Raw genomic sequence first — 20,909 nt, forward strand, 5'->3', positions numbered from 1 at the left:
ATGGATAAAGAATACATGAAAAACAAAGCCGCGCATCAGATTGCGCACGTTCTGATCGAAGCCTTACCTTATATTCGCCGTTTTAAAGATAAAACGGTCGTCGTCAAATACGGCGGCAATGCGATGATCGATGAATCGCTAAAAAACAGTTTTGCGCAAGATATTGTCATGATGAAACTGGTCGGTTTAAACCCCATCGTCGTACATGGCGGCGGCCCTCAAATAGGGGACTTACTGAAACGGCTCGGAAAAACCTCAGAGTTTATTGACGGCATGCGTGTAACCGACAGCGAAACGATGGATGTTGTTGAAATGGTATTGGGCGGCTTGGTGAACAAAGAGATCGTTAATCTGATAAACCGGCATGGCGGCAAAGCGGTTGGCTTGACCGGTAAGGACGGCGACTTTATTCGCGCCAACAAGATCAAAATGAAAAAAAATGCGATCGAAGCGCAAGAGCCTGAAATCATCGATTTAGGTCATGTGGGAGAGGTCAGTAGTATCGATCCGGCGGTACTGTCGATGTTGAATCACAGTGATTTTATTCCAGTGATTGCTCCGATCGGCGTGGGCGACGATGGGCATTCCTATAATATCAATGCCGATTTGGTCGCCGGCAAGGTTGCAGAAGTCTTGAAAGCCGAAAAATTGATTTTGTTGACCAATACCGCAGGCATTCTCGATAAGCAACAAAATTTGCTGACCGGTCTCTCGTTAAAGGATGTAGACGACTTGATTGAAGACGGTACGATTTCCGGCGGTATGATACCGAAAACCCGCTGCGCAACCGATGCGCTGAAAGGAGGGGTCTCTAGCGTCCATATCATCGACGGGCGCGTCGAGCATGCAGTATTGTTGGAGCTGTTTACCGACCAGGGAGTGGGGACCTTATTATTCAGTCGACCGAGATAAGGCGTCGTTAATATAAGGTCTAAACGCGGACCGGATATCGCTGACTCGCTGACTCGCGCATAACTCGCGGCCTAATGAAGAGTCTCGGCAACGAATATCGAGAAAAAGTTGATAGTCGACATCGCTAATCGCGATTTTTGATAATGATAAGCTTAAGTCGGAATCTTTAGACGGCGAGCGGGTCATGATCAACTTGTCGGTGTCGATATCCGGGCCGGTCGTTGAATGAAAAGTGACGAAAGTTCGAGCAATTTCCCACGCCTGGTTACATTGATGATCGTTCTCGCAATAAAACAATCCTAATTCGTTGGCTTCCTTAATGCTAGGAATTTTATGTTGTTTCGGTTGCGTATCGGTCCTGGATTGAGTCAAAAATAAATAGCGCTCGACGTCGGCATCGTCCTCTTTTTTTACTTGGTTCAACGTTTCCATTTGTCGACTGATCGCTATTTCGGTTTGTTGAATTTGCTCTTGGGTCGACCGGATATCCTTCAATAGCGACTCGGGGACGCGTTGAGCATTTCTTTCGAATGCTGCGGCTTTTCTTTGTTGTCCGGATAGCTGACTCTTGAGCCGGTTTAAGTTGCCTTCCGTCGCCCTGATTTGGGCTTCCATAGTGCGAGTCTTATTTTTGATCGACAACAATAAATCGTCTATGTTGCGGAAAGTGCTTAGTAAAACCCTATCATAGGTTTGTTGTTTTTGAATGATTTTTTCCTGCGCCTCACGAAGCTCGTTAAGTCTTTGATCCAATTCTAGCTCTTCTTTTGTTTTGGCTTTTTCAATGACATCGATTACCCTGCCTCGCTGGTTTAACGCTTCGCGGCGATGCTTTGCGTGTTCCGGCGGGACTTGGTCTGAAAAATAAGTATTGCCTTGGTCGTCAACCCAGCGGTACATTTTTTTTGCATGGATCGAGGGCGCATGACATAGAAGTAGTGTGACTGCGGCAATGTTAAGGTATTTTCGTAGTAAGGCAATCGGCATAGGCGGCTACAGCAACAGCTGATCAAAAGAAGAATAAGACGATTATTATTATAAATATGCCAGGATGGCGTATTTTCCCCTATGCAAGGCGCAAAAAAGAGCGTTAAGCGAAGCTATGTAACCATTTTGAGCGCGGTAGATAGGCAAAAAATCAGGCATACGGTATATTTTTCGCCGGAAATCAGCTAAGTATATAACGTAAGTGAATCGTATGCAGCGATGAGTCGTTGTTAACAGCAATTCCCAGTTTGAGCATTTTCGCCGATTTTAGGGTGTGGGGTATGCCTGTCGAGGAACGCCGTAAACCCATCCATGGGGGCTTGGCGGCAGCTAAGCACCAAGGATGGTGTGAATGCAGATTTTGCAGGAGCAAAAATCTGCCCCTGCTGCCGACATCCTCGCCAAGCACACTCCACACCTTTTTTGATCTCCAAATTTGGAATGGCTGAACAAAACCAGTTCAGCCAATCAGACCGGCTAATTGATGCAAAGGCGGCAAAATAACCATTTTAGCTAGTTGCAATAACACCAGCGCGGCTAGCGGCGATAAATCGACGCCGCCGATATCGGGGATGAATTTACGGCAAGTATCGAGCAGGGGCTCGGTCAAGCTATGTAATATCGACGAGGCGGCATCGAAAGAGCCGGGATTGACCCAGCTTAGAATCGCCCGGGCAAAAATCGCAAAAATAAAAATGTTGAACAGCAACGAAACCAGTTGCGTAAACGATAAAACAATCAATGCGCCAACGCTGATCATGATGCCTTTCAAAAGCAAGATCGAAAAATCGGCAAGCATCTGCAAAGCCATGACCAAAACCAACGAGGAGGTATCGATTTGACCTACCGGTGGAATGAAGCGGCGCATGAGTCGAAGCGGTGGGTGAGTAATTTTGACCAAAAATTGCGATATCGGATTGTAATATTCGGCTTTACACCACTGCAGAAGGAAGCGCAGCATGACGGCCAGAATGTATAACGAAAAAACCGTATCGATTAAAAAAATGACCGGATTAGACATATAATTCGAATCCATCATTGTTCTCCCAATTGTTTGGACATTTCGATCGAGCGGCTATGTGCGGCGAGTACGGCTTTGGCGACCAACTCTCTGAAGCCGCCTTGTTCGAAAGCTTCGATTGCTTGTTCGGTGGTGCCGCCCGGTGAGGTAACGCGTTTGCGTAATTGTTCGGGTGACTCGTTCGATTCGAGTGCGATTTTAGCGGCGCCGAGCGCGGTTTGCTGAATTAGTAAACGGGCCGTGTGTTCCTGCATGCCCAAAGACAATGCGGCTTGTTCCATCGCTTCCATCAGTAAAAAATAATAGGCCGGGCCGCTGCCCGATACCGCAGTAACCGCATCGAGTTCCGATTCTTGATCGACCCACAGCGCAACGCCGACCGAGCGTAGAATATTTTCAGCCAAGTCGCGTTGTTCTTCGTCGACATTCGTATTGGCATGCAAGCCCGTCGCGCCGGTCAACACCAAGGACGGTGTATTGGGCATGCAGCGAACTACGGCGACTTCGGTACCTAGCCAGCGACTCAGGCTCTCTTGAGCGATGCCTGCGGCGATCGATACGACCAGCGGACGCTTATTCTTGATGACGGCCACGCAGTTTTCCGCCACTTCGCGTAGTACCTGGGGCTTGACTGCAAGCACGACGACGTCGACTTCTTCGATGACGGCTTCATTGGCAACGGAAATATTAATATTTAAATTGTTGGCCAGCGTTTTAAGGGCATCTTGATTGACATCCGAAACCCATATTTGGGAAGGTGAGTGGCCGCTGGCAATCAAGCCCGTGATAAGGCTGGAGGCCATATTGCCGCCCCCGATAAATCCGATTTTTTTCGTTTTCATGATGTTGAGATATGGTTTCAAAGGTTACGGTATTTTAACCCGATATGGGGATTGTGTCAGAAATCGCAAGGTCTGTGTAGTTTGTTCATTGACGGTTTTTGTCTTTACGGTACGGCAATGCTATTTATGATCAAGGCGTCTTTATATCCAGTAATTCTCAGTTTGAACATGTTTACGCAGTTTAGGGCGGGGGCATGCCTGTCGAGGAACGCCGTGAGCTCGTCCCTGCCGCCGACATCCTCGCCAAGCATGCTCCACACCAGGGCAAACGCATTAAAACACTATAGAAAATCAGATAGTTAAAATATTCTTTTTTTCCTGGTTAACTATAAGATTTGGTTTGTTTGAAACCTAAATAAGGCTTTGTGTCGCTATCGCGACGCTTATGTGTAGTCGGTTCGCGGACCGACAACCGCGATACTTTTCTTTGCTTGTCCAAAGAAAAGTATCCAAAAGAAAAGACACCCGGAGGCCGCTGCATCCTGCGCGCTGACGATTTTGCCGAGGGTTTTCGGAAGGGCAATCCTTAGCCCTCCGAAAACGAGCGGCATCCCTGCCGCTCCCCTAACGGGCTATTCTCGGCAAAATCGCCAGTGCTCGGCGCGGCCTAACGGGGCCCAGGGAGGGGCACCATAAGTTAAACCGAATTGACTAAGCGTTCTAAGCAACAGGATAACATATTGATATGTTAATTATTTTAATGCGTTTACCCTGTGCTCCACACCCTTTTTTAACCTCTAATTGTGAATTGCTGTCGTGTATCAAAGCGCTGACATGATTTTATGGTTTGCGTTAAACTCTGGTAATGATACAAACTCTCTACATCGAAGAATCGATTCGCCAGCACCCGCGTGTCGAAGCAATACGCGCACGATTTCCTAAGGCGCAAACGATCAGCTGCGCACGTTTCGGTGAGGTATTCAATCCGAAGGCGCAAAACTTCCGCTTGCAAAAACAGCAGCCGGCACTGATTTTGGCTGAAAAGTATCGGCGGTTTGTATTGGAAGCCCCGGCCGGTTACGGCATAGGCGCCGGAAAAAATTATTATTTTTCGCACATGCTCAATTGCCTGTATGATTGCCGCTATTGTTTTTTACAGGGAATGTATCAGTCGGCTCATTATGTCTTGTTTGTCAATTACGAGGATTTCCAGAGTGAGATCAAGCAAATTTGCACAGAAAATCCGGATGAGCGGTTTTATTTTTTTTCGGGTTACGATTGCGACAGCTTGGCGCTGGAACCGGTTACCGGTTTTGTCGAAGAATTTCTACCGGTTTTTGCCGGTCTGGACAATGCCTGGCTGGAGTTGAGAACAAAAAGTACACAGGTTAGGGGCCTATTAGACCGAGAGCCTTTAGCGCGCTGCATCGTCGCCTTCAGTTTATCGCCGGAAGCGATTGCGGATAAGGTTGAGGCAGGCGCACCGTCCGTGGCAAAACGGATCGAGGCGATGGGCAAACTACAAGCACAAGGTTGGCCGTTGGGCTTACGTTTCGATCCTTTGATCTATACCGACGATTTCCGGCGGCATTACCGGCAATTGTTCGAACAGGTTTTCAAGCGCATTGATCCTGAGAACTTGCATTCGGTTAGCTTAGGCGTTTTTCGATTGCCGGAGAACAATTACAAAAAAATGCATAAACTGTATCCGGAAGAAAAACTTTTCGCGGGACCCTTGGTCAATCAGCAGGGCATGGTGTCTTATCGCCAGGATTTAGAACAGGAGATGATGGACTTTTGTAGCGAGCAGTTATCGGCCTACATACCCGAGGATAAATTTTTTCCATGTCGTTTGTGAAAAGAACGATTCTGGTAACTGGTGCCAGTTCCGGAATCGGACGAGCGGTGGCTAGAAAATTATTGGGCGAAGGTCATCATGTGCTTGGCGTATCGCGTGATGCCGATCGTTTTCAATCGTCGATGTCGAATTTTACGGCGGTGCAAATGGATTTGAGTCATTTGACGGGTTTGGCAGACCAAGCGGCCCAGTTGAGCAAGCATCATCCTGAAATCGATGCAGCGGTTTTTTGTGCCGGTGCGGGCCGCTTCGGTTCGTTGGAGGAGTTTTCGTTTGCCGCGATCGAATCATTGATGACGGTCAATTTTACCGGGCAAGCGTTTTTGACGCGCGCATTATTGCCGGGTTTAAAAAAACAAGCGAGGGGCGATCTGATTTTTATCGGCTCGGAAGCGGCGCTCAAGGGAAGCCGCAAAGGCGCGGTATACTGCGCGAGTAAATTCGCCGTGCGCGGATTTACTCAGGCGTTACGCGAGGAATGTTCGAAAAGCCGTGTTAGGATTGCGCTGATCAATCCGGGCATGGTCAATACGCCGTTTTTCGAGAACTTGTCCTTTGGGCCCGGCGGCGAGGCCGGACAAGCTATCGAGCCCGAAGATGTTGCCGATGCGGTGCTGTATATTCTGCATTCGAATGCTAACATCGTCGTCGATGAAATTAACTTAAGCCCGCTGAATAAAGTGGTTAAATTCAAAAAATCGTGAATGATTCATTATTTTGATAAAAAGCATTTTATACCCTTTGTTGGTCAAATTTCGGCGCCGGGGTGTCCGTCAAAGGACGCCGTGAATACGTCCAGTAGGCTTCTATGCCAGCTCCATGCTGGCAAAGCCTTTGCCGAGCACTCCGGCGCCTCCTAAGGCACTGCCGAAATTTGAAGTGCGAAAGGTATATTCTTACCATGAAGAGCACTCCAGTCCCGCTATTGTTTTGATATTTTTTAATCATTAACTGGATTAGAAAACCAGCAATTCCCAATTTGGAGATCAAAAAGGGTGTGGGGTATGCTTGGCGAGGATGTCGGCAGCAGGGGCAGATTTTTGCTCCATGCAAAATCCGCATTCACGCCATCCGTGGCTTTCGAGCTGCCGCCAAGCCCCCATGGATGGGTTTACGGCGTTCCTCGACAGGCATACCCCACACCCTAAAATCGGCGAAACTGCTCAAACTGGGAATTGCTGATTAGAAAACGCTGTATTACTGTATTGAGTTCATCTGTGATATTGAGACAGTTCATAAAGCACTCAATTCTCTCCCCTTCATCATCTTCATGGTAATAATAAACAAGCTATAAACATTATGCAGCATCAGTACACGCAAAGGATTTCTGTAACCATATGATTGCTTTTGTGTATTTCGTGGACTGATTGTTGAATCTAGGTTTATCCATACGTCGATGCCTGATCGGAAAAAAATCTCCGCGCTTCAGCGCGAGATTAAAAGCCATTCCCACTCCACGATCGTCAGTTCCACCGGTATAATCCGATTTCCTCAATAAAATTTAGTAACAATGAACAAGGCATCAAGATATGATTCATGACTTATTCTTGCAAGCCGCATCGCGGCCGCGCATTTGGTTTTTTCTCGGCGCCGCCGGCTGTGCTTTTTTATTGGCGATGGGTGCGTATTTTCAGTTCGTCGATGGTCTCGAGCCTTGCCCGTTGTGTATCTCTCAACGCATCGCGATTGCGGCGACCGGCGTTGTGTTCTTGATTGCTGCGATACATAACCCGAACGGAGTCGGCAGAAGAGTTTATGCAGTCATCGGTGCTATTGTGGCATTGGCAGGCGCGTCGATTTCGATGCGTCATGTCTGGATACAAAATTTGCCGCCCGACCAAGTACCTGAATGCGGGCCTGGCTTGGAGTATGTCTTCGAAAATTTTCCATTGACTGATACGATCAAAATGATGCTTAGCGGCACAGGTGAATGTGCCGAAATCGATTGGAGTCTGTTCGGCATTAGCATGCCAGGCTGGACGTTGGTTGCCTTTTTGATGTTGGCTGCCTGGAGTCTCGTGCAGTTTTGGGAATGGCGGATAATTTCAGTGAGCCGTGAGCGGTAAACGAATGGGCTTGGATTATAGTGATTTTGCGGGCCGACAAGCCTGTGGTGTTGATTTAGATGGGGATAGTGTAATGAAAAAAGTGATTGTATTACTCAGTTTGGTTTTGTGCGCGGCTACGGCGACCGCCGAAACGTCGGCGTTGAGGCAAGCGATCGACGGGGCGCATCGTTCGGCCGAAAACAAAGCCCGTGATGCTTACCGTCATCCCGAACAGACCTTGTCGTTTTTTGATGTCGGCGAGTCGATGACTGTTGTCGAAATCTGGCCGGGCGCAGGTTGGTATACCGAAATTTTGGCGCCTTATCTGAAAAATAATGGCAAGCTCTATGCCGCACATTTCTCAAAAGATGCAAAAGTTCCCTATTTTCAAATGACATTACAGGCTTTTGTCGAGAAAATGAAGCAACAGCCCGAGGTCTACGGTAAGGTTGAATTGACTGTTTTGCAACCGCCCGAATCTGTCGAGATAGCGCCTGAAGGTTTTGCCGATCGCGTGCTGACCTTCCGGAACGTGCATAACTGGATCAAGGCCGGTCAAGCCGATGCGGTATTCGCTGCGATGTTCAAAGCGCTGAAACCGGGTGGAATCCTTGGTGTCGTGGAGCATAGAAGCCTGCCTGGTGCCGCTATCGAAATACAAGTGCAATCGGGCTATGTCGACGAGAGCCATGTTATCGAATTGGCCGAAAAAGCCGGATTCACACTGTTGGATCGTTCCGAAATCAATGCCAATCTAAAAGACTCTAGGGATCATCCGGCCGGCGTCTGGACTTTGCCGCCTACACTACGTTTGAACGAGAAGGACAGAGCCAAGTATTTGGCGATCGGCGAAAGCGACCGTATGACGTTGAAGTTTGTCAAGCCGTGAAATTAACGGTTTTCGAGTTTTATACACAATTCAGAAATTTAATCAACCCAGCTCTCGGCGGTATTGCTAATGATATGCTTAATTAGCAAGTCATTGATATTTTAATAATTGACGAGCCGATTAATGATTGGTCAAACCTAAAAAATCGAATAAAAACCGCTATTCAGGACAAGTATTAACGGGATATGCACAGAGTTATCCACAGATTATGTGGATATCTTTAATCCTAGAAAAAGCATTTCACCATGAAGGTCATGAATAATAAGAAGTTAATTTAATAACTTGTCATTCGTTTGCGTGCAATTTTCGCTCACCCGAAAGCTTAGCTGCAACGTTTAGGTAATCTCTTGAAATACTTAATGAACTTCATGGTTAAACTGCTAAATTTAGGTTAATAAACTCTTAAATCACATGGCAATAAAAAACGAAATGGCTCGGTGAGTGCGAAACAATTTGTACATCCTCAAAGTCGCGATTCCGGTACCGGTTTATCGTTTATTCGATTATTTACCGCCGTTGGATCTTGATCCGAAAACCCTAAAGCCGGGTATTAGGCTAACAGTACCGTTCGGCAAGGGCCAAAAAACCGCTTTTTTGATTGGAATTGATTCAAACAGCGAAATCCTTAGCGCTAAGCTCAAGCGGATTGAGGCCGTCTTGGATGAACGGCCTTTGTTGTCGGATCGTGACTTGAGTCTGTTGCATTGGGCCGCGCGTTATTACCATCATCCGCTGGGCGAAGTATTTAGTGCCGCTTTTCCTGTTGCGCTCAGGCAAGGTAAGCCGGCTACGATTAAAGCAGAAAAATTTTATGTATTGACCGAAAAAGGCCGTTTATTAAATCCTGAGCAACTGAGGCGCGCACCGAAACAACAACAATTGTTATATCAATTGCAAACGCAGCGAGACGCGGTGCCGGCATCGCATTTGAATGCGATTATCGAAAATTGGCGACCGGCAGCCAAAGCGCTGCAAGACAAGCAGCTACTCAGGTTAGAAGGGGTCGCCGTCAACGCCACGACTCATTTGATATTGAATCCGCAGCTGCACCCGAATTCATTGCAGCAGGAAGCCATTGAACAAGTCGTTAGCGCTTTGAGCCGCTTCGAAGTCTTTTTATTGGAAGGCGTGACCGGCAGCGGCAAGACCGAAGTCTATATGCAGGTGATCCGCTCGGTACTCGAACGAGGGCTGCAAGTGTTGGTTTTGTTGCCCGAAATTACGTTGACCCCGCAGTTAGAGCAGCGCTTCCGTCTGCGTTTTGCCGTGCCAATTACGATTTCGCATTCCAAGTTGACCGATATACAGCGTCAACAAGCTTGGCTCGGCATGCAACGCGGCGATTATGCGATCATGCTTGGTACGCGCTCGGCATTATTCACGCCGCTGGCAAGACCGGGATTGATCATTCTCGATGAGGAACATGACGCATCATTCAAACAACAGGAGGGATTCCGGTTTTCGGCGCGCGATGTCGCAGTAGTGCGCGGCAAACTGCTTAATGTTCCCGTCTTGTTAGGTACGGCGACGCCGTCTTTGGAAAGCGTTTATAATGTCGAGCAAGGCCGCTATCGGTTATTACATTTGACCGAAAGAGCCGGTAACGCCGCCCCGCCTAAAATGTTGCTTTTGGATATTCGCAATAAACGCATGCAGGAAGGTTTGTCGGAGCCGTTGATCGCCGAAATGCACAAGACGCTGGCTAAAAATGAGCAGGTATTATTGTTCCTTAACCGGCGAGGGTTTGCCCCAACGTTGATCTGCCACGGTTGCGGTTGGGTGGCGCGGTGCCGGCGCTGCGAAGCCAATATGGTCGTACATTACGACGAAGCGCTGTTGCGCTGCCACCATTGCGGTAGCGAACAGCGCTTGTTGCCGCAATGTCCCGAGTGTGAGACCGGTCAATTGACACCGCTTGGCCTCGGTACCGAGCGGGTCGAAAAAGCGTTAGCGCAACTGTTTCCCGGGCGAAGCGTCATTCGCTTGGATCGTGATACCACTCAACGTAAAGGAGTGTTGGAAGACGCCCTCGAACGTATTAATCGGGGTGACGTCGATATTATTCTCGGCACACAGATGCTGGCGAAAGGCCATCATTTTCCGAATGTAACTTTGGTCGTGATGCTCGATGTCGACAGCGGTCTGTTCAGCATCGATTTTCATGCCTCGGAAAAACTGGCGCAAATGATCGTACAGGTATCGGGCCGCGCCGGGCGCGCGGAAAAACCCGGGCGGGTGATATTACAGACCCGAAAGCCCGAGCATCCGTTGTTGACTATATTGATCAAGGACGGCTATGGCCGCTTCGCCCGTTCCGCACTAGCCGAACGACGATTGGCCGAGTTACCGCCCTATAGTTTTCAAGCGTTGTTACGCGTCGAAGCCACCGATTCCGCCGTGCCGCTGCAATTTTTCGAGCAACTGATGCAAGCTGTCGAACCGAATCGAACGGTACGGATGTTGGGTCCGGTGCCGGCGCCAATGTCCCGGCGCGCCGGAAGGTATCGCTATCAGTTGCTGCTACAAAGCGCGACTAGGCCCGAATTGCATCGCTTCCTGGATAAACTAATGCCGCTTATAGCGGGACTTAAATTAACCCGAAAAGTGCGTTGGTCGCTCGATGTCGATCCGGTGGATTTGTATTAACGTCGCGGGCATGTCCAAATACAGCGAAAACGCCCAAACCGGGGATTGCTGCAACACAAATCCGCATTGTATAAGCGGTTAACTTTCATGGATAATATCCAGTTGTTTTTCACCTAAATTCGCGGAAGTCATGAAACAAAAATTAGAGGCCCTTATCCTGCAAGCCATTGATGTCTTAAAAAAAGACGGAATCCTGGATGGGGGCGTAAGCCCTAAATTTACGATAGAACATGCCCGTGATGCACAGCATGGCGATTTTGCGACCAACATTGCCATGATGCTGGCAAAGCCCGCCAAGTCTAATCCCCGAGCGTTGGCCGAAAAAATCGTCGCGGCATTGCCGGTAGATAGCGCGGTCGCGCGCGTTGCGATCGCCGGTCCCGGTTTCATCAATTTTTTCATTGACCCGAATGCGCAATATCAAATCATCCAAAAAATTCATGACGATGGCTCGCAATTCGGCTTGAGCCGAGCCGGTGCCGGACAAAAGGTTCAAGTCGAATTCGTTTCGGCCAATCCGACCGGGCCCTTACATGTCGGTCACGGACGCGGGGCGGCCTATGGTTCGGTGGTTGCCGACCTACTGGAAGCGGCCGGTTTTGAAGTACACCGCGAATATTATGTCAATGATGCCGGCCGGCAAATGGATATTTTAGCGACCAGTATCTGGCTGCGTTATCTCGAAGAATGCGGCGAAATTATCCCGTTCCCGGTCAATGGTTACCGCGGCGAATATATTCGCGAAATCGCGGCCGAGATTCATAAAGCCTCAGGCAACGAATATCGAAGACCCGCCGAATTACTGATCGAGAATATTCCGGTAGATGAGCCGCAGGGCGGCGACAAGGAAGTGCATATCGATGCGTTGATCGAAAGAGCCAAGACCCTGTTGGGTTCAGGGCTTTATCAGGACATCTTTCAAGTCGGTCTGAAAACGATCTTGCAGGATATTAAAGAAGACCTCGCCGAGTTCGGCGTGAATTATCAAGAATGGTTTTCCGAGCGCATGCTGATGGAAAGCGGTGCGGTCGACGAGGCTTTGAGCCGTTTACAACAAGCCAGTTACCTTTACGAAAAAGACGGGGCGACCTGGTTTGCATCGAGTCGTTTGGGCGATGAAAAAGACCGCGTCGTCGTGCGCGAAAACGGTCAAGGCACCTATTTTGCCTCCGATATCGCCTATCATATGAACAAATTGCATCGGGGTTACGACCGCATCATCAACATTTGGGGGGCCGACCATCACGGTTACATCCCAAGGGTCAAGGCCGCAATGCAGGCGCTCGGAGCCGACGAATCGAAATTGACGGTATTGTTGGTGCAATTCGCGGTGTTGTACCGTGGCGAAGAAAAAGTGCAAATGTCGACACGTTCCGGCGAATTCGTGACCTTAAGACAGTTGCGTAACGAAGTCGGTAAAGATGCCGCGCGTTTTTTCTATGTCATGCGCCGTTCAGAGCAGCACATGGATTTCGATTTGAAGCTTGCGACATCGCGAACCAACGAAAACCCGGTCTATTATGTGCAATACGCCTATGCGCGGATTTGCAGTGTATTTCGCCAGCTTGACGAAAAAAACTGGGCGCGCGACTTGCTCGACGGCATGAAGCATCTGGCGCTGCTGAAAGAAGAGCACGAGCTAAATTTAATCGGCACCTTGGCGCGTTATCCCGAAGTGCTGGAGCGTTCCGCCCTAAACTACGAGCCGCACCAGTTGATTCATTATCTGCGCGACTTGGCGACCGATTTTCATACTTATTACAATGCCCATCAGTTTCTAGTCGAGGACTCGGCATTGAGGAACGCGCGGCTAAACTTGATTTCCGCAGCAAAACAAGTCATGGCCAATGGCTTGGAGTTGTTGAAGATCAATGCGCCTGAAGTGATGTGATATGGCAAGAGACTATAAACACAGGGGGCAACACAGGACCCAGCCGAAACCGAAAGCCGGTGTACCAGCGACCTGGTGGAGTTGGTTGGTGCTCGTTCTCGTGATCGTGGTATTTCCGGTGTTATTGCTAAAATGGTGCGGGCCTACTCCGGAAAACAAGAGCTCGACTAAACAAACGCTTCCTAAACAAGTCGCCGATCAAGTCAAAACATCAACAAAGGCGAAATCGCCAAAGCCTGAAGCGATCGACGAGCCGCGTTTCGATTTTTATACGATATTACCGGAAAAAGAAGTCGTCGTGCCCGATTACGAGATCAAAACCCGGGTGCGCGAAGAACGGGTCGGCAAGGCTAAGGCGACTCAATACCTGCTGCAGGCCGGTTCGTTCAGAGAGTTTGCCGATGCCGACCGCCTGCGTGCTAAGTTGGCGCTAATGGGCATTGAATCCCGCGTCGAGAAAGCCCAAGTCGGCGATGTGATTTGGAACCGCGTCAAAATGGGGCCTTACGAGCAGATGTCGAGCGTCACGACCATTAAGAACCGCCTTAAGGAAAATGGTATTGATGTGATGGTGACCGAAGTCAGTCATTGATTGGCGTGGGAGTAAATCGGGGATTGGCGTGGTGATTGTCAGCTCAGTTGGTTTGTTCCCAAAAAATCCGGCATATCTAACAAGTATGCCCTGGGTCATTAGTTTATACCCATCGCAGATCAAAATTCGGCACCAGGGTGTCCGTCAAAGGACGCCGTGAATACATCCCTGTAGGCTCTATGCCAGCTCCATGCTGGCAAAGCCTTTGCCGCACACCCTGGCGCCTCCTCAGGCACTGCCCAAATTTGAAGTGCGAAAGGTATATTATAAAACCGACTGGGTTGAAGAAGTGGATTTAGGCCGAACATCTTATTTGATTTAATTTATGGTACCACTCGGCAAAGTGCGTACACTGTTCGCACAAATTATCAATGCCGATATTTTTAATCGCTAAGGAGCCATGCCGTATTTTACGGTATGAAGGTTTTTGCAAAATTCCATTAATCCGAGCCGAAGGTTTAGTTTCATAACCGTCATTGATATGCTCAGGGGAACTAAACGAGTCACGGATGGCATTTAATTCTTTGAAGGCTTTTTCCCAAGACGTTTCTAATTCAATTAGCTTTGCTATGTCGGTAAACAGCAACCCTTCAAATTCATAAGGCTGTATACAGTGGGAAAACGCTCTGCATAGAGTTCGTTTTCCTTAATGACATCGGCTTTAAAAGCATCCTCAAGCCGGGCGACTCTTTGATGCACATCGCTAATTTTCCGGCCTTCCTCGTAAGATGGAAAGCCGTTATCCAGCGCATATAAATCGAAAAAAGTGGTAATAATGGTATCGGCTTCTTCTTTCAGGCAATTCAAGATAAATTTCTTGATGCGTTGATAATTTAACCCGCCGCCTTTATGACCTTTTGATGTTGAAATCAAGCGCGCAGTTATATAGATTTGCCTGTGAGCAAAAATCGGGGCGATCACATCGCGAACGAAGGTTTCTTCGGTTTGGCCTTCACAAACTACATACATTCGTTTCATCGCGACGGTCTCCCGCCGATAATGTTTTGTTTCCATAATTCGCCAAGACTATAATCTTCCAGCCAGTCTTTTAGATTCTCTTCGTTTAGGCGTTTGAATGTAGATGCGTCGTTTACTCGGTCTACAACGATGATGTCGTTAGCCGAAAAGTGCTCAATCAGCTCGACGGATTGTGTCGAAATGATGAGTTGCTTTTGCTCGGACGCCCTTTTGATTAAATCGGCGAGAATTGCAAGGGCATAGGGGTGTAAACCTAGCTCCGGCTCGTCGATCAATACGGTATCGCTCATCAACCGAAATGGCTGTAGTAACAGCGTGGCTAAACAGATGAACCTCAACGTGCCGTCCGATAAAACATGCGCTTTAAACGGCGTATCGGGATTGCCTTGCTCGAACCATTCAAGTTGAACATTATCGGCATCTTCTCGGTGTACGAAATCGGCGAAAAATGGCGCAACCAACCGAATCGTACTGACAATTTTCTGATAATTTTCAGGATAGACGCGTTTTAATCGCATTAAAAAAGCGGCCAAGTTTGCTGCATCGGTTTTGAGTTTCAGATTGTCCGTCGCAGAATGAATCTGTTTAACCGTTGCTGTATCGCTGGTATCATGAAAATGATAAACCCGCCAGCTTGCGATGGCAGGTTTGATATATTGCGCAAACTTATGTGAGGAATTTTTGAGCGACGCTTCGTTGCCTCCGGATTGGATGGTTGTCGATGAAGGATAACGGGGATGGCCGTCGTGACCTGTATAGTAATCAGTGAACCAAAGCATTTCGGAAGCAAAAATCAACCGATTATCTAAAGTAGGCTTTAAACTGAATTCATAGCCGTTTTGTGCAAAATAAAATTCCATATGAATGACTTTGGTGTTTTTTCGCCCGTAATGTAATAACACATCCGGGCCGCCGTTGGTTTGCACATAATCCTGCAAATTCCGCTCATACATATTTGCTAGAAACTTGAATACGGAAATAAAGTTACTTTTCCCCGCGCCATTCGCACCCAATAAAATGTTGAGGTTAGTCAGTTTAAAATTATCTAAATTTTTGATCGACTTGTAACCATTAATGGAAATGCTGTCTAACCTAGGCATTTTTATGGTCTGATATTTCCAGAATTCGTATGGCCTCGAGCTTGAAAAACAAATCTACGGCAATTCAAACAATTCGCGCATTTTTTGGCCCGGGCTTGGCGCGCGCATGAAGGCTTCGCCGACCAGGAAGGCATAGATAGCGTTGTCGGTCATCAGCTTGACGTCTTCAGGCGTGTGAATGCCGCTTTCGGTAATGATGATGCGGTTCTCAGGGATTTGATCTTTCAAGGCTAGCGTCGTTTGCAGCGAGGTTTCGAAGGTTCTTAAGTTACGGTTGTTGATGCCGATCAGCGGCGTGTCGAGTGTTAGCGCGCGTTGCAATTCATCTGCGTCATGTACTTCGACCAGGACGTCCATGCCCAATTCCTTCGCGGTGTTCGCTAATTCGTGCATTTGCGCATCGTCGAGCGCGGCGACAATTAGCAAAATGCAATCGGCGCCTAAGGCGCGCGCTTCGAAGACCTGGTAAGGGTCGATCATGAAATCCTTGCGCAGCACGGGCAGCGGACAGCGTTCCCTGACCATTTGCAGATACACTTCGCTGCCTTGGAAATATTCCTTATCGGTCAGCACCGACAGGCAGGTTGCGCCGTTCATCGCATAATCTTGGCCGATCGCGACCGGATCGAAGTTTTCGCGGATCACGCCTTTGCTCGGCGAGGCTTTTTTGACTTCGGCGATGATCGCAGTTTTTTTTCCGGCAACCTTGCTCTGTAGCGCGGCGGCGAATCCGCGCGGGCTTTCGACGCCGGCGGCGATTTCACGCAGCATGTCGACCGTCGTGTTCAGCTTGCGGCGTGCGATTTCGTCGGCTTTGGTATCAAGGATTTTTTTTAGAATATCGGGAGTATCGGTCATGATGATTCGCTTGAAGTTAGCGCGTTGGAAAATTCGATGAATGTATTCAATTTCGCTTTTGCCATGCCACTTTCAATGGCTATTTGAGCTTTATGCACGCCGGAATGTAAGTTGTCGGTCAGGCCTGCCGCATAAATTGCCGCGCCGGCATTGAGCGCGACGATGTCTCTGGCAGGTCCCGGTTGATTGTCGAGTGCCGAATAAATCATAGCTAGGCTCTCTGCGGCACTATCGACCGCAAGCTCTTCCAGGTTGCCTCGTTTGAGACCGAATTGGACCGGTGTGATCGTGTAGCAATTGATGTTGCCGTTTTTCAACTCCGCCACCGAAGTCGATGAGGCAATGCTGATTTCATCGAGTCCGTCTTCTGCGCTGACCACGATGACATGGTGGCTGCCGAGTTTTTTTAGTACTTCGGTCATCGGCCGAACCCATTCCTTTGCATAGACGCCGATCAATTGATTCGGTGCCTTAGCCGGATTGGATAATGGGCCCAATAGGTTGAATAGTGTCCGTACGCCCATTTCTTGGCGAGGACCGACCGAATATTTCATTGCGCCGTGATGTTTCGGTGCGAACAAAAAACCGACGCCGACTTCATTGACGCAGCGGATGACTTGTTCGTGGCTTAAGTCCAGGTTGACACCGGCCGCTTCCAGCACGTCGGCACTACCGGTGCGGCTGGAAACTGAACGATTGCCGTGTTTGGCGACTTTGCCTCCGGCTGCCGCAACGACGAAAGCGCTGGCCGTCGAAATATTGAATGTGTTTGCGCCATCACCGCCTGTGCCGCAGGTGTCCACGACATGCTCGCCGCAGATTTCGATGGTGTCGGCTAATTCTCGCATCACTTCGACAGCAGCGGCGATTTCCTCGATGGTTTCTCCTTTGCAGCGTAAGGCAATCAAGAATGCGGCAATTTGTGCATCGGTCGCACCGCCGGTCATAATAATGCGCATCACGTCGCGCATTTGCTCGTGATTGAGATTATGCTTGGTCAGGAGAGTTTGCAGAGCTTGTTTGAGATCCATAGTGTTTGGCTAATATTCTCGTCGGTAGTTGGAAGTCGGATCAATGAATCGCGTATTTTGCGAATTTTACCGTGGGATGGGCTTTGTTTTATCTGTCCAAAAAGTTTCGCAGCAGATCGTGGCCGTGTTCAGTCAAGATCGATTCCGGATGAAACTGCACGCCTTCGATATCAAATATTTTATGGCGGACGCCCATGATTTCTTCGATATTGCCGGTTTCGTCCTGAGTCCACGCCGTGATTTCAAGACACTCCGGCAACGTGGCTTGATCGATGACCAGAGAATGATAGCGCGTTGCGGTAAACGGGTTGTTCAGTCCTTTGAATACTCCAACATCGTTGTGATAAACCGGCGAGGTTTTACCATGCATAATGCTTTTGGCATGGATGATGTTGCCTCCGAAAGCATGTCCAATACTTTGATGGCCGAGACACACGCCTAGAATCGGAAAACGGCCTGCGAACCTTAAGATCGCTTCGACCGAAACTCCGGCCTCGTTAGGTGTGCAAGGCCCCGGTGAAATGACGATTTTATCGGGCGCCAGGCGTTCGATATCGGTCACGGTGACTTCGTCGTTGCGTACGACCGTTACATCGGCGCCGAGTTCGCCGAAATATTGCACTAGGTTATAAGTGAACGAGTCGTAATTATCGATCATAACCAGTTTGACGGCGCTCATGATTGTTCTCCTTCCAAGCCTGCCTCGGCCATGCTGACGGCTCGGAATACGGCCCGGCCTTTGTTCATCGTCTCTTCCCATTCGTTAATCGGCACCGAATCGTAAACGATGCCGGCACCCGCTTGAATGTGCAAGGTTTTATCCTTGATCACGGCGGTGCGGATCGCAATCGCGGTATCGAGATTGCCCGACCACGCGATATAACCGACCGCGCCCGAATAGACGCCGCGCTTGACCGGTTCCAGTTCATCGATGATTTCCATCGCGCGGATTTTCGGCGCGCCGCTGACCGTGCCGGCCGGAAATGTCGCAGCCAAGACATCGAAGGCGTTTTTGCCTTCTTGCAATTCTCCGGTGACGTTAGAGACGATATGCATGACATGCGAATAACGTTCGACGATCATTTTGTCGGTAAGTTGCACGGTGCCGGTACGCGAGACGCGACCGGCGTCGTTGCGGCCGAGATCAATCAACATCAAATGTTCTGCCAGTTCTTTCGGGTCGGCAAGCAGTTCCCTTTCCAGGTCAAGGTCTTGCTCGTGCGTCGCGCCGCGCGGGCGGGTTCCAGCGATCGGGCGAACCGTGACCGTGCCGTCTTCCAGGCGTACCAGGATCTCGGGCGACGAACCGACGATATGAAAATTCTCGAGATTTAGAAAATACATGTACGGCGAAGGATTTAGACAACGCAACGCGCGGTATAAATTAAGCGGCGAGGCGCTATACGGGATCGACAAGCGTTGCGACAGCACGACTTGCATGATATCGCCGTCGACGATGTATTCTTTCGCTTTCAACACGGCCTGTTCGAAACCTTGTTGCGTGAAGCCGGAAACGAAATGCGATTCCTCGACTTGTTTCGGCGCCTTGTGAGTTTCGGAACGCGCTTTTTGTTCGCGTAGCCGGACTGCCAAATCGTCCAGGCGATTTACGGCGTCTTGGTAGGCATTGTCTTGCTCAGGGTCAGCATGAGTCAAGAGCAGCAGTTTTCCGGATAAATTATCGAAGACCAGTATTTCTTCGGAAACCATTAGTAAGATGTCGGGCGTGCCGATTGGGTCCGGTTTGTTTGTCGACTTGAGTCGAGGTTCGATATAGCCGATGGTTTCATAGCCGAAATAACCGACTAGTCCGCCGTTAAAGCGTGGCGACCCTTCGATATCGGGGACTTTGTAACGATCTTTAAATGCTTCGATCCAGACCAGTGGGTTTTCATGAGACAGTATTTCAATGGCTTCGCCGTCTCGCTCAACTCGGATGTCATTGCCGATAACTTTGACGACAGTTCGACAAGGCAGGCCGATAATCGAATAGCGGCCCCACTGCTCGCCGCCGTGTACGGATTCGAATAGATACGAATAGGGACCGTCGGCCAGTTTTAGGTAAGCGCTGAGCGGTGTGTCCAAATCTGCGAGAATTTCCCGGCTGATCGGAATTCGGTTAAAGCCTTGCAGGGCATGCTGTTTAAATTGTTCGGGTGTCATTGTGGTTGTCAGCATAAGTTGATGACGCACGGACGGGTCTTAAAACGAAACCGTCCTTTCGTCGGTCGGCACATTATATATAAGAATAGGCGGCGCTTCTAAGGTAAAAGTAACGGTTTAGAGAATGCCTGGTTGAATAATGGCATCCGGGGCATTCGTGGTTCATTGAAGAGCCAAAACCAATGAGGCGTATTTTCCTTATACCGGATCATTTAAAATTAATGTCTCATTCCAATGGTAGGACGAAGCAAACGATGAAATTAATTACTTTTACGCATAATCGGCAAACACGAATTGGCGCTGTCGTCGGCGATGAAATTGTCGACGGTTTCGGGGATAGTGCGCTTTCGGTCTCGATGATCGATTTTCTAAACGCTGGCGCTCCGGCATTAGAGGCGTTGCAACAACTCGTCGATACAGGCACGCATCGCCTGCCGGTTGCAGAGGTGAAAGTGCATGCACCGGTGCCGAGACCAGGGAAATATTTAGCGATCAGCCTTAATTATGCCGAACACATTGAGGAAACCGGCAAGGAAAAACCCGAATACCCGACATTTTTCAATAAGCAAACAACTTGTGTAATCGGTAGCGGTGAACCGATTCATCGGCCTAAGGTATCGGAAAAACTGGATTATGAGGGCGAGTTGGCATTTGTAATCGGCAAGCGTTGCCGTCATGTGCCTCTGGAACAAGCGCATCAAGTCATCGCTGGCTTCACGATTGCCAACGATGTGTCGGTTAGGGATTGGCAGGCCCGTTCGCCGACGATGACGCTGGGTAAATCGTTCGATACACATGGCCCGCTCGGGCCATGGCTAGTCACGCCGGATGAAATCATCGATCCGCATAATTTGACGATCAAGACCTGGGTTAATGATGAATTACGGCAAAATTCCAATACTCGGCACATGATTTTTAATTGCTATCAAATGATTGCTTATTTGAGTCAAGTTATGACGCTCGAGCCTGGCGATGTCATTGCAACCGGCACGCCGTCGGGCGTCGGCGTTAAAATGAAACCGCGCGGTTATCTGAAGCCCGGGCAAACGGTTCGTATTGAAATCGAAGGTATTGGCGAGTTATGCAATTCAGTCGTCGAAGAGCCTAATGCTATCGAATGTCGATAAGCGATGTATACACTTTGCTAGTCAAA

General features: G+C 49.0%; 19 protein-coding genes. 9 read left to right on the forward strand and 10 right to left on the reverse strand.

Annotated features, from left to right (window positions below; genetic code table 11):
* Nucleotides 1–912, forward strand: a complete 912-nt coding sequence (argB, locus tag EQU24_RS00745) for an acetylglutamate kinase (protein WP_040575334.1) — start codon at nt 1–3, stop codon at nt 910–912.
* Here the strand turns inward: argB and EQU24_RS00750 are convergent.
* From EQU24_RS00750 to proC, 3 genes are all read right to left on the reverse strand, one after another.
* Nucleotides 892–1,899: a DUF4124 domain-containing protein gene (locus EQU24_RS00750; RefSeq protein WP_083877738.1), complete on the reverse strand. Its 1,008-nt coding sequence runs from the start codon at nt 1,897–1,899 to the stop codon at nt 892–894. The two genes, argB and EQU24_RS00750, sit on opposite strands and share 21 nt — an antisense overlap.
* Before the next feature lie 460 nt (nt 1,900–2,359).
* Nucleotides 2,360–2,935, reverse strand: coding sequence for a YggT family protein (locus tag EQU24_RS00760; protein WP_017841342.1), 576 nt, complete (start codon nt 2,933–2,935; stop codon nt 2,360–2,362).
* Complete coding sequence (proC, locus tag EQU24_RS00765) at nt 2,935–3,762, reverse strand: pyrroline-5-carboxylate reductase (protein WP_017841341.1); 828 nt, start codon at nt 3,760–3,762, stop codon at nt 2,935–2,937. The genes EQU24_RS00760 and proC overlap by 1 nt, the downstream gene beginning before the upstream one ends.
* Nucleotides 3,763–4,567: 805 nt before the next feature.
* Here proC and EQU24_RS00770 point away from each other — a divergent pair.
* From EQU24_RS00770 to EQU24_RS00805, 7 genes are all read left to right on the forward strand, one after another.
* Nucleotides 4,568–5,560, forward strand: a complete 993-nt coding sequence (locus EQU24_RS00770) for an SPL family radical SAM protein (RefSeq protein WP_017841338.1) — start codon at nt 4,568–4,570, stop codon at nt 5,558–5,560.
* Entirely contained in the window at nt 5,548–6,264 is a 717-nt protein-coding gene (locus tag EQU24_RS00775) for an SDR family oxidoreductase (protein ID WP_017841337.1), read from the forward strand. Before EQU24_RS00770 ends, EQU24_RS00775 begins: the two co-directional genes overlap by 13 nt.
* Nucleotides 6,265–7,089: 825 nt before the next feature.
* Entirely contained in the window at nt 7,090–7,626 is a 537-nt protein-coding gene (locus EQU24_RS00785) for a disulfide bond formation protein B (protein WP_017841336.1), read from the forward strand.
* 73 nt (nt 7,627–7,699) lie between these two features.
* Entirely contained in the window at nt 7,700–8,497 is a 798-nt protein-coding gene (locus EQU24_RS00790; protein WP_026130243.1) for a class I SAM-dependent methyltransferase, read from the forward strand.
* Between the two features lie 441 nt (nt 8,498–8,938).
* Nucleotides 8,939–11,143 (forward strand): primosomal protein N', encoded by a 2,205-nt coding sequence (locus tag EQU24_RS00795; protein ID WP_017841334.1) that lies wholly within the window; start codon nt 8,939–8,941, stop codon nt 11,141–11,143.
* A 130-nt stretch (nt 11,144–11,273) separates the two neighbouring features.
* Complete coding sequence (argS, locus tag EQU24_RS00800) at nt 11,274–13,034, forward strand: arginine--tRNA ligase (RefSeq protein WP_017841333.1); 1,761 nt, start codon at nt 11,274–11,276, stop codon at nt 13,032–13,034.
* A gap of 1 nt (nt 13,035) precedes the next feature.
* Complete coding sequence (locus EQU24_RS00805; protein WP_026130242.1) at nt 13,036–13,626, forward strand: SPOR domain-containing protein; 591 nt, start codon at nt 13,036–13,038, stop codon at nt 13,624–13,626.
* Nucleotides 13,627–13,921: 295 nt separating this feature from the next.
* Here the strand turns inward: EQU24_RS00805 and EQU24_RS23420 are convergent, their stop codons facing one another.
* From EQU24_RS23420 to trpE, 7 genes are all read right to left on the reverse strand, one after another.
* Nucleotides 13,922–14,212 (reverse strand): DUF4276 family protein, encoded by a 291-nt coding sequence (locus tag EQU24_RS23420; RefSeq protein ID WP_412768462.1) that lies wholly within the window; start codon nt 14,210–14,212, stop codon nt 13,922–13,924.
* Entirely contained in the window at nt 14,194–14,604 is a 411-nt protein-coding gene (locus EQU24_RS00820; protein WP_051056248.1) for a DUF4276 family protein, read from the reverse strand. The genes EQU24_RS23420 and EQU24_RS00820 overlap by 19 nt, the downstream gene beginning before the upstream one ends.
* Complete coding sequence (locus tag EQU24_RS00825) at nt 14,601–15,704, reverse strand: AAA family ATPase (protein WP_017841331.1); 1,104 nt, start codon at nt 15,702–15,704, stop codon at nt 14,601–14,603. The genes EQU24_RS00820 and EQU24_RS00825 overlap by 4 nt, the downstream gene beginning before the upstream one ends.
* 54 nt (nt 15,705–15,758) lie before the next feature.
* Complete coding sequence (trpC, locus tag EQU24_RS00830) at nt 15,759–16,562, reverse strand: indole-3-glycerol phosphate synthase TrpC (RefSeq protein ID WP_017841330.1); 804 nt, start codon at nt 16,560–16,562, stop codon at nt 15,759–15,761.
* Nucleotides 16,559–17,593, reverse strand: a complete 1,035-nt coding sequence (trpD, locus tag EQU24_RS00835) for an anthranilate phosphoribosyltransferase (RefSeq protein WP_017841329.1) — start codon at nt 17,591–17,593, stop codon at nt 16,559–16,561. The genes trpC and trpD overlap by 4 nt, the downstream gene beginning before the upstream one ends.
* 88 nt (nt 17,594–17,681) lie before the next feature.
* A complete protein-coding gene (locus EQU24_RS00840) occupies nt 17,682–18,272 on the reverse strand; it encodes an anthranilate synthase component II (RefSeq protein ID WP_017841328.1) in 591 nt (196 codons plus the stop codon).
* On the reverse strand, nt 18,269–19,756 hold the full coding sequence (gene trpE, locus EQU24_RS00845) for an anthranilate synthase component I (protein WP_017841327.1): 1,488 nt from the start codon (nt 19,754–19,756) through the stop codon (nt 18,269–18,271). Before trpE ends, EQU24_RS00840 begins: the two co-directional genes overlap by 4 nt.
* Nucleotides 19,757–20,010: 254 nt before the next feature.
* Here trpE and EQU24_RS00850 point away from each other — a divergent pair, with 254 nt between their 5' ends.
* Entirely contained in the window at nt 20,011–20,883 is an 873-nt protein-coding gene (locus tag EQU24_RS00850) for a fumarylacetoacetate hydrolase family protein (protein WP_017841326.1), read from the forward strand.
* The last annotated feature ends 26 nt before the right edge of the window (nt 20,884–20,909 follow it).

This window comes from Methylotuvimicrobium buryatense, assembly GCF_005931095.1.
In the GTDB taxonomy this organism is placed as follows: domain Bacteria; phylum Pseudomonadota; class Gammaproteobacteria; order Methylococcales; family Methylomonadaceae; genus Methylotuvimicrobium; species Methylotuvimicrobium buryatense.

Bases quoted from the DNA above. Each gene is read 5' to 3' on its own strand.
- trpD (WP_017841329.1), bottom strand. From the start codon at position 17,593: ATGGATCTCAAACAAGCTCTGCAAACTCTCCTGACCAAGCATAATCTC.
- EQU24_RS00850 (WP_017841326.1), top strand. From the start codon at position 20,011: ATGAAATTAATTACTTTTACGCATAATCGGCAAACACGAATTGGCGCT.
- EQU24_RS00785 (WP_017841336.1), top strand. From the start codon at position 7,090: ATGATTCATGACTTATTCTTGCAAGCCGCATCGCGGCCGCGCATTTGG.
- proC (WP_017841341.1), bottom strand. From the start codon at position 3,762: ATGAAAACGAAAAAAATCGGATTTATCGGGGGCGGCAATATGGCCTCC.
- argS (WP_017841333.1), top strand. From the start codon at position 11,274: ATGAAACAAAAATTAGAGGCCCTTATCCTGCAAGCCATTGATGTCTTA.
- EQU24_RS00805 (WP_026130242.1), top strand. From the start codon at position 13,036: ATGGCAAGAGACTATAAACACAGGGGGCAACACAGGACCCAGCCGAAA.
- EQU24_RS00825 (WP_017841331.1), bottom strand. From the start codon at position 15,704: ATGCCTAGGTTAGACAGCATTTCCATTAATGGTTACAAGTCGATCAAA.
- EQU24_RS00760 (WP_017841342.1), bottom strand. From the start codon at position 2,935: ATGGATTCGAATTATATGTCTAATCCGGTCATTTTTTTAATCGATACG.
- EQU24_RS00750 (WP_083877738.1), bottom strand. From the start codon at position 1,899: ATGCCGATTGCCTTACTACGAAAATACCTTAACATTGCCGCAGTCACA.
- EQU24_RS00770 (WP_017841338.1), top strand. From the start codon at position 4,568: ATGATACAAACTCTCTACATCGAAGAATCGATTCGCCAGCACCCGCGT.
- EQU24_RS00820 (WP_051056248.1), bottom strand. From the start codon at position 14,604: ATGAAACGAATGTATGTAGTTTGTGAAGGCCAAACCGAAGAAACCTTC.
- EQU24_RS00790 (WP_026130243.1), top strand. From the start codon at position 7,700: ATGAAAAAAGTGATTGTATTACTCAGTTTGGTTTTGTGCGCGGCTACG.
- trpE (WP_017841327.1), bottom strand. From the start codon at position 19,756: ATGACACCCGAACAATTTAAACAGCATGCCCTGCAAGGCTTTAACCGA.
- argB (WP_040575334.1), top strand. From the start codon at position 1: ATGGATAAAGAATACATGAAAAACAAAGCCGCGCATCAGATTGCGCAC.
- EQU24_RS00775 (WP_017841337.1), top strand. From the start codon at position 5,548: ATGTCGTTTGTGAAAAGAACGATTCTGGTAACTGGTGCCAGTTCCGGA.
- EQU24_RS00840 (WP_017841328.1), bottom strand. From the start codon at position 18,272: ATGAGCGCCGTCAAACTGGTTATGATCGATAATTACGACTCGTTCACT.
- trpC (WP_017841330.1), bottom strand. From the start codon at position 16,562: ATGACCGATACTCCCGATATTCTAAAAAAAATCCTTGATACCAAAGCC.